Below are 15532 nucleotides of genomic sequence, written 5' to 3' on the forward strand. Positions count from 1 at the left end.
AAGAACGATGCTCGTGGTCATGCCAGGCGCTCCTTGAGACCCTCGAGCCCAGCGCGCGTCAGCACGAGAACGTCGTGGTTCAGAATGTCATACACATTGGCACCGATCGTGGGCAGCACGTCGATCTTGGGCAGGTTGCGCACAGCGCGACCGAAAGCCACATCGACGGCACCGTCAACGATCAGGGCAGAGGACCAGCCGAGCGCTGCCAGCTTTGCAGCGGCTTCGCGGGTCTTGGTCACACCTGCGGCCTGATCGATCACGATCAGCTTGCCTGCAGCTGCCTTCTGCGACAACGCAGAGATCAGACCAAGGCGACGCACCTTCTTGGGGAGGTCATAGCCATGATCGCGAACGACCGGACCATGAACAACGCCACCGGTACGGAACTGCGGAGCGCGCAGCGAGCCCTGACGAGCCGAGCCGGTGCCTTTCTGGCGGAACGGCTTCTTGGTCGTGCCAGAGATTTCGCCCATCCCCTTGGTGCGGTGCGTACCGGCGCGGCGCTTGGCCAGCTGCCAGTGGACGACGCGCGCCATGATGTCCGCACGCGGAGTCGCGCCGAACAGTTCCTCTGGCAGAGACACCGTACCGGCGCTGCCATTATCGAGGGTTTTGATATCGTATTCCATCGCCCTCAGTCCTTAACCGGCGGCCGCCGCAGTCGCTGCCGGGTACGGCGCATCTGCATGGCGGGCCTTCTTGATCGCATCGCGGATCATCACCAGGCCATCCTTGGCACCCGGAATCGAACCACGAACCATGATCAGGTTGCGTTCGGCATCAACGGCTGCCACTTCGAGGTTGAGCGTCGTGATACGCTCGTCGCCCATGTGACCGGCCATTTTCTTGCCCTTGAAGACCTTGCCCGGATCCTGGCGCTGACCCGTCGAACCATGCGAACGATGGCTGATGGACACGCCGTGGGAGGCTTCAAGACCAGCGAAGTTCCAGCGCTTCATGACGCCGGCGAAGCCTTTGCCCTTGCTGGTGCCGGTGACGTCGACCTTCTGGCCAACGACGAAATGGGCCGCAGAGAGCTTCGTGCCAGCCTCAAGCACGGCATCTTCTGCCACGCGAAACTCGACAAGAGTCTTCTTCGGCTCCACCTTGGTGCGAGCATAATGGCCACGCATCGGCTTGGTGACGTTCTTCACCTTAGCCTTGCTCATGCCGACCTGTACTGCCGTGTAACCGTCACGCTCCTGCGTGCGGGTATCCACAACCTCGACTTCGTCGAGATGCAGCACTGTGACCGGCACGTGTGTGCCATCTTCCTTGAATAGCCGGGTCATACCCAGCTTTTTTGCGATCAATCCGGTACGCATCGTCTGGACCTTAAAGTTTGATCTCGACATCAACGCCAGCGGCGAGGTCGAGCTTCATGAGGGCGTCCACGGTCTGCGGTGTCGGCTCGACAATGTCGAGCAGGCGGCGATGAGTCCGAATTTCGAACTGCTCGCGGCTTTTCTTGTCCACATGTGGGGAACGGTTCACGGTGAACCGCTCGATATGCGTCGGTAGCGGGATAGGACCCCGAACCCGCGCACCCGTACGCTTCGCCGTGTTTACGATTTCCTTCGTGCTGTTGTCGAGCACGCGGTGATCGTACGCCTTTAGGCGAATGCGGATGTTCTGGTTGTCCATCTTACCAATAATCCAACTCGTTGGGGTTCGGGTCTTACCCTGCTCCCTCCTGGCCCCTGGTAAAGCCGACCCCGGCCGGATCACTCCGACCGGGGCCAGCCAATTCAGGGCCCGTGCTTAAAATCAGGCGCTGATCGAAGAGACCACGCCTGCACCGACGGTGCGGCCGCCTTCACGGATAGCGAAGCGGAGACCTTCGTCCATGGCGATCGGAGCGATGAGCTCGACGTCCATGGCGATGTTGTCACCCGGCATGACCATTTCCGTGCCTTCCGGCAGCTGAACGACGCCCGTGACGTCGGTCGTGCGGAAATAGAACTGCGGACGGTAGTTTGTAAAGAACGGAGTGTGACGTCCGCCTTCTTCCTTCGTGAGGATGTAAGCCTCAGCCTTGAAGTTCTTGTGCGGGGTGATCGAACCCGGCTTAGCAAGAACCTGGCCACGCTCAACGTCTTCACGCTTCGTGCCACGAACCAGCGCACCGATGTTGTCACCGGCTTCACCGCGATCAAGCAGCTTGCGGAACATCTCAACGCCCGTAACGGTCGTCTTGATGGTGTCCTTCAGGCCGACGATCTCAACTTCGTCACCAACGTTCACAACGCCGCGCTCAACACGACCCGTAACAACCGTACCACGACCCGAGATCGAGAACACGTCTTCGATCGGCATCAGGAACGGACGGTCAACCGGACGCTCCGGCTGCGGGATGTAGGTGTCGACAGCTTCCATCAGCTCAAGCACGCGGTCTTCACCGATCGTGGCGTCGCCGTCTTCAAGCGTCACCAGAGCCGAACCCTTGACGATGGGGATATCGTCGCCGGGGAACTGGTAGGACGAGAGAAGCTCACGGACTTCCATTTCGACGAGCTCGAGCAGCTCGGCGTCATCAACCTGGTCGACCTTGTTCAGGAACACGACGAGGGCCGGAACGCCAACCTGGCGAGCGAGCAGGATGTGCTCACGCGTCTGCGGCATCGGGCCGTCAGCAGCGGACACAACCAGAATCGCGCCGTCCATCTGGGCGGCACCCGTGATCATGTTCTTGACGTAGTCAGCATGGCCCGGGCAGTCGACGTGGGCGTAGTGACGGTTCTTGGTCTCGTACTCAACGTGAGCGGTGGAGATCGTGATGCCGCGAGCGCGCTCTTCAGGAGCAGCGTCGATCTGGTCATACGCACGGAAGGTCGCGCCGCCGGACTTGGCGAGCGTCTTCGTGATTGCAGCCGTCAGTGAGGTCTTGCCATGGTCAACGTGACCGATGGTGCCGATGTTGCAGTGCGGCTTCGTCCGCTCAAATTTAGCCTTAGCCATCATTCTCTCCATAACCCACCGCCGAATAAGCGGCGGGGAAGATTGCTAATTCGTACCGGGCGCTCCGTAAAGGGGCACCCGGGGAAACAGGTCAGCTTTTAAAGCTTACCAACGATAGTGGCTGAATGCCTTGTTGGCTTCAGCCATGCGATGCGTGTCTTCGCGCTTCTTGACGGCGGAGCCGCGATTGTTGATCGCGTCCATCAGCTCGTTGGAAAGGCGTTCCTGCATCGTGTTTTCACCGCGTTTGCGCGAGGCGTCGATCAGCCAGCGAATGGCGAGTGCCTGACGGCGCTCGGTGCGAACCTCGACGGGGACCTGATAGGTCGCACCGCCGACGCGGCGGGAGCGAACCTCTACGGCCGGCTTCACGTTGTCCAGGGCCGCATGGAACATGGCAACCGGGTCAGCCGTAGCACCACCACGGCGGCGCACGGACTCCAGCGCGCCATAGACGATGCCTTCGGCTGTGGACTTTTTACCGTCGTACATCAGGGCGTTCATAAAACGCGTGATGACGACATCTCCGAATTTCGGATCGGGAAGGATCTCACGCTTAACAGCGCGATGACGGCGACTCATGCCTGAATTTCCTCTTACTTCGGACGCTTCGCGCCATACAGCGAACGGCGCTGACGACGCTTGGCGATGCCCTGCGTGTCAAGCACGCCGCGCAGGATGTGATAACGCACACCCGGCAAATCTTTTACACGGCCGCCGCGGATCAGCACGACGCTGTGTTCCTGCAGGTTATGGCCTTCACCGGGGATGTAGCTCACGACCTCATACCCGTTGGTCAGGCGCACCTTAGCCACCTTACGCAGGGCCGAGTTCGGCTTTTTCGGGGTAACCGTATAGACGCGCGTGCAGACGCCGCGCTTCTGGGGGCAACCCTGGAGGGCCGGCACTTTATTCCGCTTGGCGGCAGGCTCGCGGCCTTTGGCGATCAACTGGTTGATGGTCGGCATACGCCCTTCCCGATCCTTGTTCACTGCGAGACCGGACCAGGGCCCGATCTGCTCGCTTCCAACAAAATGCAGCGCGCGACAGAATGTCGCCCGCTTTGACTCTTTCACTACCGGCCTGAGCCTCACCCGAAGGCGGCGGCACCGTTAGCGTTTGATGCTGTCTATCAACGGCTCAGACGCCTTACGAGACGGGGGTAGCCGAGGGCGCGAACCCTATGACCGCTCCGAACGAAAGTCAAGCATTCTCTAGAGTTCTGCCCGATTCTCGTCCGAGTCCCGTTTCGAATCGCCGGATACGAAATCGGGCGGGTATTACCCCGCCCGATCTCAAACGTAAACTAGTTTTTCCGAGGTGACGCGGCGTCTTTACTCTGCCGCGTCATCCGTCACTGCCGGGGTGGCCCGGCTGACGCGCTGACGGTCCTGAGAGGCCGCCATGGCGCGCAACTTGTTCATCACACTACCCGTACCCGCCGGGATCAGACGCCCGACGATCACGTTCTCTTTCAGGCCATTCAGCGTATCAACCTTGCCGGCTGTTGCCGCTTCGGTAAGCACGCGTGTGGTCTCCTGGAAGGAAGCCGCAGAGATGAAGGACTGCGTCTGTAGCGAGGCCTTGGTGATGCCCTGCAGGATGGGCATGCCACGAGCCGGCTCTTCACCCATCTTCACGCGCTTCTCGTTCTCGACCTCGAACTCGATACGATCGACCGTCTCACCGATGAGGTAGGTCGTATCACCCGGCTCAAGGATTTCCACCTTCTGCAGCATCTGACGAACGATGACTTCGATGTGCTTGTCATTGATCTTCACGCCCTGCAGTCGATAGACGTCCTGGATCTCGTTGACGAGATAATCGGACAGTGCCTCGACGCCCATGACCTTGAGAATGTCATGCGGCACGCGCGGACCGTCGACCAGCGGATCGCCCTTCTGCACGAAGTCGCCTTCCTGCACCGAGACGTGCTTGCCCTTCGGGATTAGGTAGTTGGTCTCTTCCCCGGTCTCGTCGTTCTTCACGATGATGCAGCGCTTGGACTTGTAATCCTTGCCGATCTCGATCCGGCCTTCGGTCTCTGCGATGATCGCATGATCCTTCGGGCGACGGGCTTCGAAAAGCTCGGCCACGCGCGGCAGACCACCCGTAATGTCACGGGTCTTCGAGCCTTCACGCGGGATACGTGCCAGCACGTCACCGGCATGGACCGTGGCGCCGTTCTCGATCGAAAGCAGCGAGTCGGGCGACAGGAAGTAGCGCGCCTCATTGCCATTGGCGAGACGAACGACGTTGCCAGCCGAGTCCTTGAGCTGCAGGCGCGGACGAAGATCCACACCCTTGCTGCCCTGCTTGTAGTCAACGACCACCTTCGAGGTCAGGCCCGTCACTTCGTCCATACGCTCGACGAGTGTGATGGAGTCGATCAGGTCGAGATATTCGACCGTACCGGCCTGCTCGGTGATGATCGGCAGGGTGTATGGATCCCACTCGGCCATCTTCAGACCGCGTGTGACATCCTGGCCCTCATTGACCATCAGACGGGCGCCGTAAGGCACACGATAGCGGGCGCGCTCGACACCCTTCTCGTCAGTCAGCAGGATTTCGCAGTTACGCGACATCACGATGGTGACGTTCTGGCTGTTCTGAACCACGTTGCGGTTGCGGATGGTCACCTTGCCGTCACGCGACGCCTCGACCATCGACTGCTCTGCACCACGTGTAGCCGCACCACCGATATGGAAGGTACGCATGGTCAGCTGCGTGCCAGGCTCACCGATGGACTGCGCGGCGATAACGCCCACGGCCTCACCGATATTGACCGGCGTACCGCGAGCAAGGTCACGGCCATAGCAATGTCCGCAGACACCGACGCGGCTGTCACAGGTCAGCACCGAACGGATCAGGACGCTTTCAACGCCTGCCTTCTCGATGATCTCTGCTTCGGCTTCCTCGATCAGCGTGTTGCGCGGGAAAAGAACCGCACCGCTCACCGGATCGGTCACGTCAGCCGTCAGGGTACGACCCAGGATACGCTCGGAAAGCGAGGAGATGACCTCACCGCTATCCATGACCGCACGAATCGTCAGGCCACGCTCGGTGCCGCAATCGTTCTCGACGATGATGCAATCCTGCGCCACGTCGACGAGACGACGAGTCAGGTAACCCGAGTTAGCCGTCTTCAGAGCCGTATCCGCGAGACCCTTACGGGCACCGTGGGTGGAAGTGAAGTAATCGAGAACCGAAAGGCCTTCCTTGAAGTTCGCGATGATCGGCTGCTCGATGATCTCACCCGACGGCTTGGCCATAAGGCCACGCATACCGGCAAGCTGCTTCATCTGTGCTGGCGACCCACGAGCACCGGAATGGCTCATCATCCAGACCGAGTTCGTCGGCTTGCCGATGACCTGACGGGAGATCTCCTTCATCATCGCTGCCTGGACTTCGTCCGTGCAACGCGACCAGGCGTCAACCACCTTGTTGTAGCGCTCGCCAGCCGTGATCAGACCATCCTGATACTGCTGCTCGAATTCCTTGATCTCGGCCTGGGTGCGCTCGACCAGTTCCTGCTTCTCGACGGGGATGATCATGTCATCCTTGCCGAAGGAGATACCGGCGCGTGCAGCGTGACGGAAACCGAGGCCCATCAGACGGTCGCAGAAAATCACTGCTTCCTTCTGACCGCAGTGACGATACACGGCGTCGATGACGTCAGACACGTTCTTCTTGGTCAGCTGCTTGTTGACCAGCGAGAACGGAATAGCGACGTTGCGCGGCAGGATCTGCGCGATGAGCGCACGGCCCGGCGTGGTGATCAGGGTCTGACGAACGGTCTTGCCGTCGGCATCCTGTGTCTCCATGCGCAGACGGATCTTGTCGTGCAGCTTGAGCGTGCCTTCGTTCATGGCCAGCTCGATCTCGGCCACCGATGCATAGGCAGACGGACCGGCCTTCACGAGACGACCCTCGGCATCATACTCGGCCGTGTCAGGCGTCGTGTGATACTCGGGAACCTCGAGGCTCAGATAATAAAGGCCAAGCACGATGTCCTGCGACGGCACGATGATCGGCTTGCCGTTCGCGGGGCTGAGGATGTTGTTGGTCGACATCATCAGCACGCGGGCTTCAAGCTGAGCTTCGAGCGACAGCGGCACGTGAACGGCCATCTGATCGCCGTCGAAGTCGGCATTGAACGCGGTGCAAACCAGCGGGTGAAGCTGGATGGCCTTGCCTTCAATCAGCACGGGCTCGAAAGCCTGGATGCCGAGGCGGTGGAGAGTCGGGGCGCGGTTCAGCATCACGGGATGCTCGCGGATGACCTCTTCAAGGATATCCCAGACTTCCGGACGCTCCTTTTCCACCATGCGCTTTGCAGCCTTGATGGTGGTGGCGTGGCCGTATTTTTCCAGCTTGCTGTAGATGAAGGGCTTGAACAGCTCGAGCGCCATCTTCTTCGGCAGGCCGCACTGATGCAGCTTCAGCTCGGGACCGACCACGATGACCGAACGGCCAGAATAGTCGACACGCTTGCCGAGAAGGTTCTGACGGAAGCGGCCCTGCTTGCCCTTGAGCATGTCAGAGAGCGATTTCAGCGGACGCTTGTTGGCACCTGTGATGGCGCGACCACGACGACCGTTATCGAACAGCGCGTCAACAGCTTCCTGCAGCATGCGCTTTTCGTTACGGACGATGATGTCCGGCGCACGCAGCTCAATCAGACGCTTCAGACGGTTGTTACGGTTGATCACGCGACGATAGAGGTCGTTCAGATCGGACGTCGCGAAACGACCGCCGTCCAGCGGCACGAGCGGACGCAGTTCCGGCGGGATGACCGGCACGAGGTCAAGAATCATCCATTCCGGGCGCGAACCGCTCTCGGAGAATGCTTCGAACAGCTTCAGGCGCTTGACGAGCTTCTTGCGCTTGGCTTCAGACGTTGCTTCACGCAGGTCTTCACGCAGCAGGTCGCCGTCAGACTTGTCCTGATCACGGCCGTCACGATCGATCAGACCCGGACGATCGGTCTCGGTGGAGAGCAGACGGGCTTTCCACAGGATCTTCTTGACCGCCTCGGCGCCGATACCGACTTCCAGGCCTTCATCGGCATAGTCGTCCATGGCGTCGAAATACTGGTCTTCCGACAGCAGCGAGTAGCGCTTGAAGGGGCTCGTGCCGGATTCGAGAACGATATAGCTCTCGAAATACAGAACCTTTTCCAGATCCTTCAGCGTGATGTCGATCATCGTCGCGATGCGGCTCGGCAGCGACTTCAGGAACCAGATATGCGCAACCGGCGACGCCAGCTCGATATGGCCCATGCGCTCGCGACGAACCTTGGCGAGCGTGACTTCCACGCCGCACTTCTCGCACACGATGCCGCGGAACTTCATGCGCTTGTACTTGCCGCACAGGCACTCATAGTCCTTGATCGGGCCAAAGATACGCGCACAGAACAGGCCGTCGCGCTCGGGCTTGAACGTACGATAGTTGATGGTCTCGGGCTTCTTGATCTCGCCGTACGACCAGGAACGGATCTGCTCGGATGAAGCGAGCTGGATTTTGATCTGGTCGAAAGACAGGTTCTGGCCCGTCTGACCAAGGATCTTCATGAGTTCGTTCATGCGCCGAAATCCCATTTCACGGAGCGGGCCGGAAGACCGGCCGCGCCCGCGTTAGCAACAAACACAGAAAAGACAGTGGCGGAAATCATCAGACGCCGCTCTGCTCCAGATCGACATTCAGGCCGAGCGACTTCAGTTCCTTGATCAGAACGTTGAAGCTCTCGGGGATACCTGCCTCGAAATCATCCTGCTCACGCACAATGGCCTCATAGACCTTCGTACGGCCGGAAACGTCATCGGACTTGACCGTGAGCATTTCCTGCAGGGTGTAGGCGGCACCGTAAGCTTCAAGAGCCCAGACTTCCATCTCACCGAAGCGCTGGCCGCCGAACTGCGCCTTACCACCCAGCGGCTGCTGCGTGACGAGCGAGTACGGACCGATCGAGCGTGCATGGATCTTGTCATCGACAAGGTGATGCAGCTTCAGCATGTAGATGTAGCCCACCGTCGTACGACGCTCGAAAGCCTCGCCCGTACGGCCGTCGATCAACTGCGACTGACCCGACTTGTCGACACCGGCCTTGACCAGCATGTCTTCAATGTCAGGGATCGACGCGCCGTCGAACACCGGGGTCGCAATCGGCACGCCCTTGCGCAGGTTACCAGTCAGCTCAAGAAGCTGCTCGTTCGGCAGGGTCGCAATGTCGCTTTCGAACACGGCATCGCCATAGACGTCACGCAGGCTCTCGAGCAGCTCAAGCTTGCGCTCACCGGTGCGCTGGTAGTCATCGGCAATCTTGCCAATGTTCTGACCAATATTCGCACAGGCCCAGCCCAGATGCGTCTCGAGAATCTGACCGACGTTCATGCGCGACGGCACGCCCAGCGGGTTCAGCACGAGATCGACCGGTGTGCCATCCTCAAGGAACGGCATATCTTCAACCGGCACCACGCGCGAGACGACACCCTTGTTGCCGTGACGACCGGCCATCTTGTCACCCGGCTGAAGCTTACGCTTCACGGCAACGAAGACCTTGACCATCTTCATCACACCCGGCGGCAGCTCGTCACCGCGCTGCAGCTTCTCGACCTTACTGTCGAAACGGGCCTGAATCTTGCCAACGGCAGCGTCATATTCGCGACGCAGCGTTTCCAGCTCGGACATCACGCTGTCATCGGTGACCGTGATGTTGCGCCAGGCGCCACGCGGCTGCTCGTCCAGCACCTCATCAGTGATGACCGTACCAGCGCGGATACCCTTGAAGCCGGCAGCTGCCGTCTGGTTGAGCAGACGCTCGCGCAGACGCGCAATGAAGCTGCGCTCCTGAATGGCGCGCTCGTCATCGCGATCCTTGGTCAGGCGTTCGATTTCCGAACGCTCGATGGCCATGGCGCGCTCGTCCTTGTCGACACCGCGACGGGAGAAGACGCGAACATCGACGATCGTGCCGCTCGTGCCCGGGGGCAGCTTGAGCGAGGTATCGCGAACGTCCGAAGCCTTTTCACCGAAGATGGCGCGCAAAAGCTTCTCTTCCGGCGTCATCGGGCTTTCGCCCTTCGGCGTAACCTTGCCGATCAGGATGTCGCCCGGATTTACCTCGGCGCCGACATAGACGATACCGGCTTCGTCGAGGTTGCGCAGGGCTTCCTCACCGACATTGGGGATGTCGCGGGTGATTTCTTCCTGACCAAGCTTCGTGTCGCGGGCCATGACTTCGAATTCCTCGATATGGATCGAGGTGAACACGTCATCACGGGCAATACGCTCGGAGATGAGGATCGAGTCTTCGAAGTTGTAGCCGTTCCAGGGCATGAACGCGACGAGCACGTTGCGGCCCAGAGCCAGTTCACCCAGCTCGGTGGACGGACCGTCAGCAATGATGTCACCGGCATGAACCGTGTCACCCACGCGCACCAGCGGACGCTGGTTGATGCAGGTGGATTGGTTGGACCGCATGTACTTGCGCAGACGGTAGATATCGACGCCCTGGGTCGAACCGGCTTCGTCGGTAGCGCGCACAACGATACGTGCACCGTCGATCTGGTCGATCACACCATTGCGCTTGGCAACGATGGTCGCACCCGAGTCATGGGCCACAGCGGCTTCCATGCCCGTTCCGACCAGCGGCGCATCGGCGCGCACCAGCGGCACGGCCTGACGCTGCATGTTCGAGCCCATCAGTGCGCGGTTGGCGTCATCGTTCTCAAGGAATGGGATGAGCGCGGCGGCGACCGAAACAAGCTGCTTGGGCGAGACGTCGCAAGCCGTGACCTGCTCAGGCGGCACCAGGCGGAAGTCACCCGAACGACGGACAGAGACCAGCTCGTCTGTCAGACGACCCGTGCTCTTGTCCTGCGCGGCGTCAGCCTGGGCAACGATCAGCTTGTCCTCTTCCATGGCGGAGAGGTATTTCCAGCCGGCCTGCAGCACGCCGTCCTGAACGAGGCGATACGGCGTTTCGATGAAGCCGTACTTGTTCACCTTCGCATAGGTCGAGAGCGAGTTGATCAGACCGATGTTCGGCCCTTCAGGCGTCTCAATCGGGCAGATACGGCCGTAATGCGTCGGATGAACGTCACGGACTTCGAAGCCTGCGCGCTCACGGGTCAGACCGCCCGGGCCAAGCGCCGAGAGACGACGCTTATGCGTGACTTCGGAGAGCGGGTTGGTCTGGTCCATGAACTGGCTGAGCTGCGACGAGCCAAAGAACTCACGCACGGCAGCAGCGGCAGGCTTGGCGTTGATCAGGTCATGCGGCATGACCGTATCGACATCGACCGAACCCATACGCTCACGAATGGCGCGCTCCATACGGAGCAGACCGACGCGGTACTGGTTCTCCATCAGCTCGCCGACAGAGCGAACACGACGGTTGCCGAGATTGTCGATATCGTCGATCTGGCCGCGACCGTCCTTCAGCTCGCACATGATCTTCACGGCGCGCAGGATGTCTTCCTTGCGCAGGACGCGCATGGTGTCAGGCGCATCGACTTCGAGACGCATGTTCATCTTCACGCGACCAACGGCCGAAAGGTCGTAGCGGTCGGCATCGAAGAACAGGCCCTGGAACATGGCTTCAGCCGTTTCCGGGGTCGGCGGCTCGCCGGGGCGCATGATGCGATAGATATCGATAAGGGCTTCGTCACGACGGTTGTTCTTGTCAACCGCGAGCGTGTTGCGGATCCAGGGGCCATGCGAGGAGTCGACGGCAAGCATTGGCAGCTCGGTGACGCCCGATTCCTCAAGCGCTTCGAGGCGTGCTTCGGTCAGTTCTTCACCGGCTTCGGCGTAGATCTCACCCGTCTCTTCATTGACGAGGTCCTGCGCCATGAAACGGCCCAGCAGATCGGCGCGGCCGACGAGCACGTCCTTGGTCGTCTCGGCGATCTTGCGCACCATGCGGGCGGTGAGCTTGGCATCGGCTTCGGCAACAACCTCACCCGTATCGGCGTCATAAAGCGGCTCGAGCAGCTTCATGCCACGGAAGGCTTCGGGATCGAAGGGACGGGCCCAGCCCTTAGGCATGCGGGTGAAGGGCACGGTGCCGTAGAAATAGGCCAGGATTTCATCCTGATCCATGCCACGGATCGCCATGGACTCAACGTCGCCACCCTCTGCCGCCTTGGCGGCGCGGGCTGCGATGGAGTGCTCGCCTTCAAGGGCATAGAGCAGCGTGGTGACCGGCAGCTTGCGCTTGCGGTCGATACGCACATAGATCAGGTCCTTGGCGTCGAATTCGAAATCGAGCCAGGAACCGCGATAGGGGATGACGCGGGCAGCGAAGAGATACTTGCCGGAAGAATGCGTCTTGCCCTTGTCGTGATCGAAGAACACGCCGGGGCTGCGATGCATCTGGCTGACGATGACACGCTCGGTGCCATTGATGATGAAGGTGCCGTTATCGGTCATGAGCGGCATGTCGCCCATATAGACCGGCTGCTCCTTGATATCGCGGATCGAGCGCGATCCGGTATCTTCATCCACGTCCCAGACGATCAGACGCAGGATGACCTTCAGCGGCGCTGCAAAGGTCAGACCACGCTGAATGCATTCCTCGACATCATATTTCGGCTCTTCGAGTTCGTAGGAAACGAACTCGAGACGGCCACGTCCCGCAAAATCGTTGATCGGGAAAACCGACCGGAACACTTCCTGAAGACCCGTCTGCTGACGGCTGTCAGGCGCCACGTTCATCTGAAGGAACGTCTCGTAGCTTGCGCGCTGCACGTCAATCAGGTTGGGCATCGGCGCAACTTCGGGGATCCGCCCGAAGCTCTTGCGAATCCGCTTGCGTCCTGTGAACGATTTGGTGATTGCGTTCATCTATCCCTGCCCTCTCGCACCAGACCTTCGGGTCGTCCACACGCCAGGAACCCTGCCATGTCGGGCGACCGGAACGACCGGCACCGTGAATTCGTGATGTTGTTGCGTGACAACCGGCCCTTATACAGGGTTTGTCCGCAACGGCAAATCGGGCGGAAACCCGAAAGGATTTCCGCCCTGACCTGTCTCAATCCACAACCGGCCCCGCCCGAAGGCGAAGCGCGGTTCGTGGGCTTGATTACTTGACTTCGACCTTGGCGCCGTTGTCTTCAAGCAGCTTCTTGATCTTGGCTGCTTCGTCCTTGGAAACGCCTTCCTTGACGGTCTTCGGAGCGCCTTCGACCAGGTCCTTGGCTTCCTTCAGACCCAAGCCCGTGATGCCACGGATTTCCTTGATCACGTTGATCTTCTTGTCGCCGGCTTCGGCGAGGATCACGGTGAACTCGGTCTGCTCTTCAGCAGGAGCAGCGGCAGCAGCCGGGCCAGCAGCAGCAACGGCAACCGGAGCAGCAGCGGAAACGCCCCACTTCTCTTCGAGCAGCTTCGAGAGTTCAGCAGCTTCGAGAACGGTCAGAGCGGACAGTTCGTCAACGATTTTGTTCAGATCGGCCATGATGATGGTCCTATATGGTAACTGGTTTTCGATTCACAACCCGCGCCCCTGAAGAGGAGCGGCGCTGCGTAAGACAATTCAGGCGGCTTCGCCGGTCTTGGCATAGGCGCCGAAAACGCGAGCAAGCTGGCCGGCCGGAGCCTGGACGACGCCTGCGATACGCGTAGCGGGGGTAGAAATCATACCCACCAGCTGCGCACGCAGTTCGTCCAGCGACGGCAGTGCGGCAAGAGCCTTGACACCATTCGCATCAAGCGTCTGGCTACCAAGGGCACCACCGAGCACCACAAGCTTCTCATTCGTCTTGGCGAACTCGACGATCGCCTTCGCAACTGCAACCGGATCCTCAGACCACGCAAGCGCGGTCGGGCCCTTCAGCAGCGGAAGAATCCCGTCGAATTGGGTCCCATGCAGAGCGAGGCTGGCCAGCCGGTTTTTCGCAACCTTGTACGTCGCACCCGCCGCACGAACGCGTCGACGCAGCTCCGTCACATCAGCTACCGTGAGACCTTTGTTTTCGGTCACGACAACCATGGACGTGCTGTTGAACACGTTGGCGAGGAATTCGACGAAGGCCCGTTTTTCCTGACGGTCCAAATCCATTCTCCTCGTCAGTCCGGAAACCTTGGCTTCCAGACCGGGTTACCCATGGCACTTCCCCGCAATCGGAAAAGTACCGCTCGCCTGTCCATTCAATCGGAACCCAGCATTCCGGCAGGTTACCCCGCCCTGTCTGCTGGCGCCCCGTCTCCCGCTCGCGGATCTCTCTCAAGATCCCTTAGACTGTTCCGTGGAACAGCACGCCCGGTCTCGGACAGGTTCGGAAGCGGGAAAAACTCCCCGCCCCTGCGCCGCCGCACGGTCAGACCGTACGGCGTCATCTCTCAAATCAGGCCGTGAACGTCGCGACGTCGACACGCACACCCGGACCCATCGTGGAAGACAGGGCTGCCTTCTTCAGATAGGTGCCCTTGGCGCCGGTCGGACGAGCCTTCTGGACGGCATCGACCAGAGCCTTGATGTTCTCGACCAGCTTGCCTTCGTCGAACGAAGCCTTGCCTACGCCGGCATGGATGATACCGGCCTTCTCAGCGCGGTATTCGACCTGGCCGGACTTGGCTGCCTGAACGGCACCCTTGACGTCCATGGTCACCGTGCCCAGACGGGGGTTCGGCATCAGGCCACGCGGGCCGAGGATCTTACCCAGACGACCGACCAGTGCCATCATGTCCGGGGTCGCAATGCAGCGATCGAACTCGATTTCACCGTTCTGGATCTTCTCGGCCAGATCATCTGCACCGACGACTTCTGCACCAGCTGCTTTGGCTTCTTCAGCCTTCGGGCCGCGGGCGAAAACGCCAACGCGCAGGGTCTTGCCCGTGCCGTTCGGCAGCGAGATCAGACCACGGACCATCTGGTCAGCATGACGCGGGTCGATGCCGAGGTTCAGCGAGATTTCGATGGTCTCGTCGAACTTGGCCTTTGCATTGCCCTTTACCAGAGCAACAGCTGCGGCGAGGTCATACTGCTTGTCGGTGTCAACCGTCGCGCGGGCGGCGGTCAGCCTCTTGTTCTTGGCCATAGGATCAGCCCTCCACCACGTTCAGACCCATCGACTTGGCCGAACCGGCCAGCATGCGCACTGCGCCGTCGATGTCATTCGCGTTCATATCCTTGAACTTCTCTGCAGCGATCTCGCGCAGCTGCGCGGTCGTGACAGAACCGACTGCGGCGGCCTTGCCGACGGTCTGGCTGCCCTTGGAGACCTTGGCGGCCTTGAGCAGGAAGTAGGTGTTCGGCGGGGTCTTGGTGACGAAGCTGAACGTACGATCCGCATAGGCCGTGATGACGACCGGGATCGGCATGCCGGGCTCGAGGGTCTGCGTCTTGGCATTGAACTCTTTGCAGAACTGCATGATGTTCAGGCCGCGCTGACCCAGGGCCGGACCGACTGGCGGCGACGGATTCGCCTTACCTGCCGGGATCTGCAACTTGATGTAGCCAACAACTTTTTTGGCCATATCCGGGACTCCTTGATGGTTTGCCCGAACCGCGGTTCCAGTGAGGGGCTGCCCGCCTTGCGGCTGGCACACCCTCTCCCGCGTTCCG

Annotated in this window: 12 protein-coding genes; all 12 read right to left on the reverse strand. The window is 60.4% G+C overall.

Annotated features, from left to right (window positions below; all coding sequences use genetic code 11):
- Nucleotides 1–17: 17 nt before the first annotated feature.
- Nucleotides 18–632, reverse strand: a complete 615-nt coding sequence (gene rplD, locus AAID99_RS08080) for a 50S ribosomal protein L4 (protein ID WP_188426071.1) — start codon at nucleotides 630–632, stop codon at nucleotides 18–20.
- 12 nt (nucleotides 633–644) lie between these two features.
- A complete protein-coding gene (gene rplC, locus AAID99_RS08085; protein ID WP_025822021.1) occupies nucleotides 645–1328 on the reverse strand; it encodes a 50S ribosomal protein L3 in 684 nt (227 codons plus the stop codon).
- A gap of 10 nt (nucleotides 1329–1338) precedes the next feature.
- Nucleotides 1339–1647, reverse strand: coding sequence for a 30S ribosomal protein S10 (gene rpsJ, locus AAID99_RS08090; protein ID WP_007282720.1), 309 nt, complete (start codon nucleotides 1645–1647; stop codon nucleotides 1339–1341).
- 123 nt (nucleotides 1648–1770) lie between these two features.
- Nucleotides 1771–2961 (reverse strand): elongation factor Tu, encoded by a 1191-nt coding sequence (gene tuf / locus AAID99_RS08095; RefSeq protein ID WP_188426282.1) that lies wholly within the window; start codon nucleotides 2959–2961, stop codon nucleotides 1771–1773.
- 105 nt (nucleotides 2962–3066) lie between these two features.
- Nucleotides 3067–3543: a 30S ribosomal protein S7 gene (gene rpsG, locus AAID99_RS08100; protein WP_025822017.1), complete on the reverse strand. Its 477-nt coding sequence runs from the start codon at nucleotides 3541–3543 to the stop codon at nucleotides 3067–3069.
- A gap of 14 nt (nucleotides 3544–3557) precedes the next feature.
- Nucleotides 3558–3929: a 30S ribosomal protein S12 gene (rpsL, locus tag AAID99_RS08105; RefSeq protein ID WP_023979007.1), complete on the reverse strand. Its 372-nt coding sequence runs from the start codon at nucleotides 3927–3929 to the stop codon at nucleotides 3558–3560.
- Between the two features lie 366 nt (nucleotides 3930–4295).
- Entirely contained in the window at nucleotides 4296–8546 is a 4251-nt protein-coding gene (gene rpoC / locus AAID99_RS08110; RefSeq protein ID WP_188426072.1) for a DNA-directed RNA polymerase subunit beta', read from the reverse strand.
- Between the two features lie 88 nt (nucleotides 8547–8634).
- On the reverse strand, nucleotides 8635–12810 hold the full coding sequence (gene rpoB, locus AAID99_RS08115; RefSeq protein ID WP_188426073.1) for a DNA-directed RNA polymerase subunit beta: 4176 nt from the start codon (nucleotides 12808–12810) through the stop codon (nucleotides 8635–8637).
- Between the two features lie 238 nt (nucleotides 12811–13048).
- Entirely contained in the window at nucleotides 13049–13423 is a 375-nt protein-coding gene (gene rplL, locus AAID99_RS08120; protein ID WP_023979011.1) for a 50S ribosomal protein L7/L12, read from the reverse strand.
- Between the two features lie 78 nt (nucleotides 13424–13501).
- On the reverse strand, nucleotides 13502–14020 hold the full coding sequence (rplJ, locus tag AAID99_RS08125) for a 50S ribosomal protein L10 (protein ID WP_062165691.1): 519 nt from the start codon (nucleotides 14018–14020) through the stop codon (nucleotides 13502–13504).
- Nucleotides 14021–14312: 292 nt separating this feature from the next.
- On the reverse strand, nucleotides 14313–15005 hold the full coding sequence (gene rplA / locus AAID99_RS08130) for a 50S ribosomal protein L1 (protein WP_188426074.1): 693 nt from the start codon (nucleotides 15003–15005) through the stop codon (nucleotides 14313–14315).
- Nucleotides 15006–15009: 4 nt separating this feature from the next.
- Nucleotides 15010–15444 carry a 50S ribosomal protein L11 gene (rplK, locus tag AAID99_RS08135; RefSeq protein ID WP_023979014.1) on the reverse strand — a complete coding sequence of 145 codons (435 nt, stop codon included), beginning with the start codon at nucleotides 15442–15444 and terminating at the stop codon, nucleotides 15010–15012.
- Between the last annotated feature and the right edge of the window lie 88 nt (nucleotides 15445–15532).

This window comes from Asaia sp. Ae19-3, from assembly GCF_059801175.1.

What these genes read in the sequence shown, in the direction of transcription:
- rplA (WP_188426074.1), bottom strand. Translation starts at nt 15,005, where the DNA reads ATGGCCAAGAACAAGAGGCTGACCGCCGCCCGCGCGACGGTTGACACC.
- rplK (WP_023979014.1), bottom strand. Translation starts at nt 15,444, where the DNA reads ATGGCCAAAAAAGTTGTTGGCTACATCAAGTTGCAGATCCCGGCAGGT.
- rpsL (WP_023979007.1), bottom strand. Translation starts at nt 3,929, where the DNA reads ATGCCGACCATCAACCAGTTGATCGCCAAAGGCCGCGAGCCTGCCGCC.
- rplL (WP_023979011.1), bottom strand. Translation starts at nt 13,423, where the DNA reads ATGGCCGATCTGAACAAAATCGTTGACGAACTGTCCGCTCTGACCGTT.
- rplC (WP_025822021.1), bottom strand. Translation starts at nt 1,328, where the DNA reads ATGCGTACCGGATTGATCGCAAAAAAGCTGGGTATGACCCGGCTATTC.
- rpsG (WP_025822017.1), bottom strand. Translation starts at nt 3,543, where the DNA reads ATGAGTCGCCGTCATCGCGCTGTTAAGCGTGAGATCCTTCCCGATCCG.
- tuf (WP_188426282.1), bottom strand. Translation starts at nt 2,961, where the DNA reads ATGGCTAAGGCTAAATTTGAGCGGACGAAGCCGCACTGCAACATCGGC.
- rplD (WP_188426071.1), bottom strand. Translation starts at nt 632, where the DNA reads ATGGAATACGATATCAAAACCCTCGATAATGGCAGCGCCGGTACGGTG.
- rpoB (WP_188426073.1), bottom strand. Translation starts at nt 12,810, where the DNA reads ATGAACGCAATCACCAAATCGTTCACAGGACGCAAGCGGATTCGCAAG.
- rpsJ (WP_007282720.1), bottom strand. Translation starts at nt 1,647, where the DNA reads ATGGACAACCAGAACATCCGCATTCGCCTAAAGGCGTACGATCACCGC.
- rpoC (WP_188426072.1), bottom strand. Translation starts at nt 8,546, where the DNA reads ATGAACGAACTCATGAAGATCCTTGGTCAGACGGGCCAGAACCTGTCT.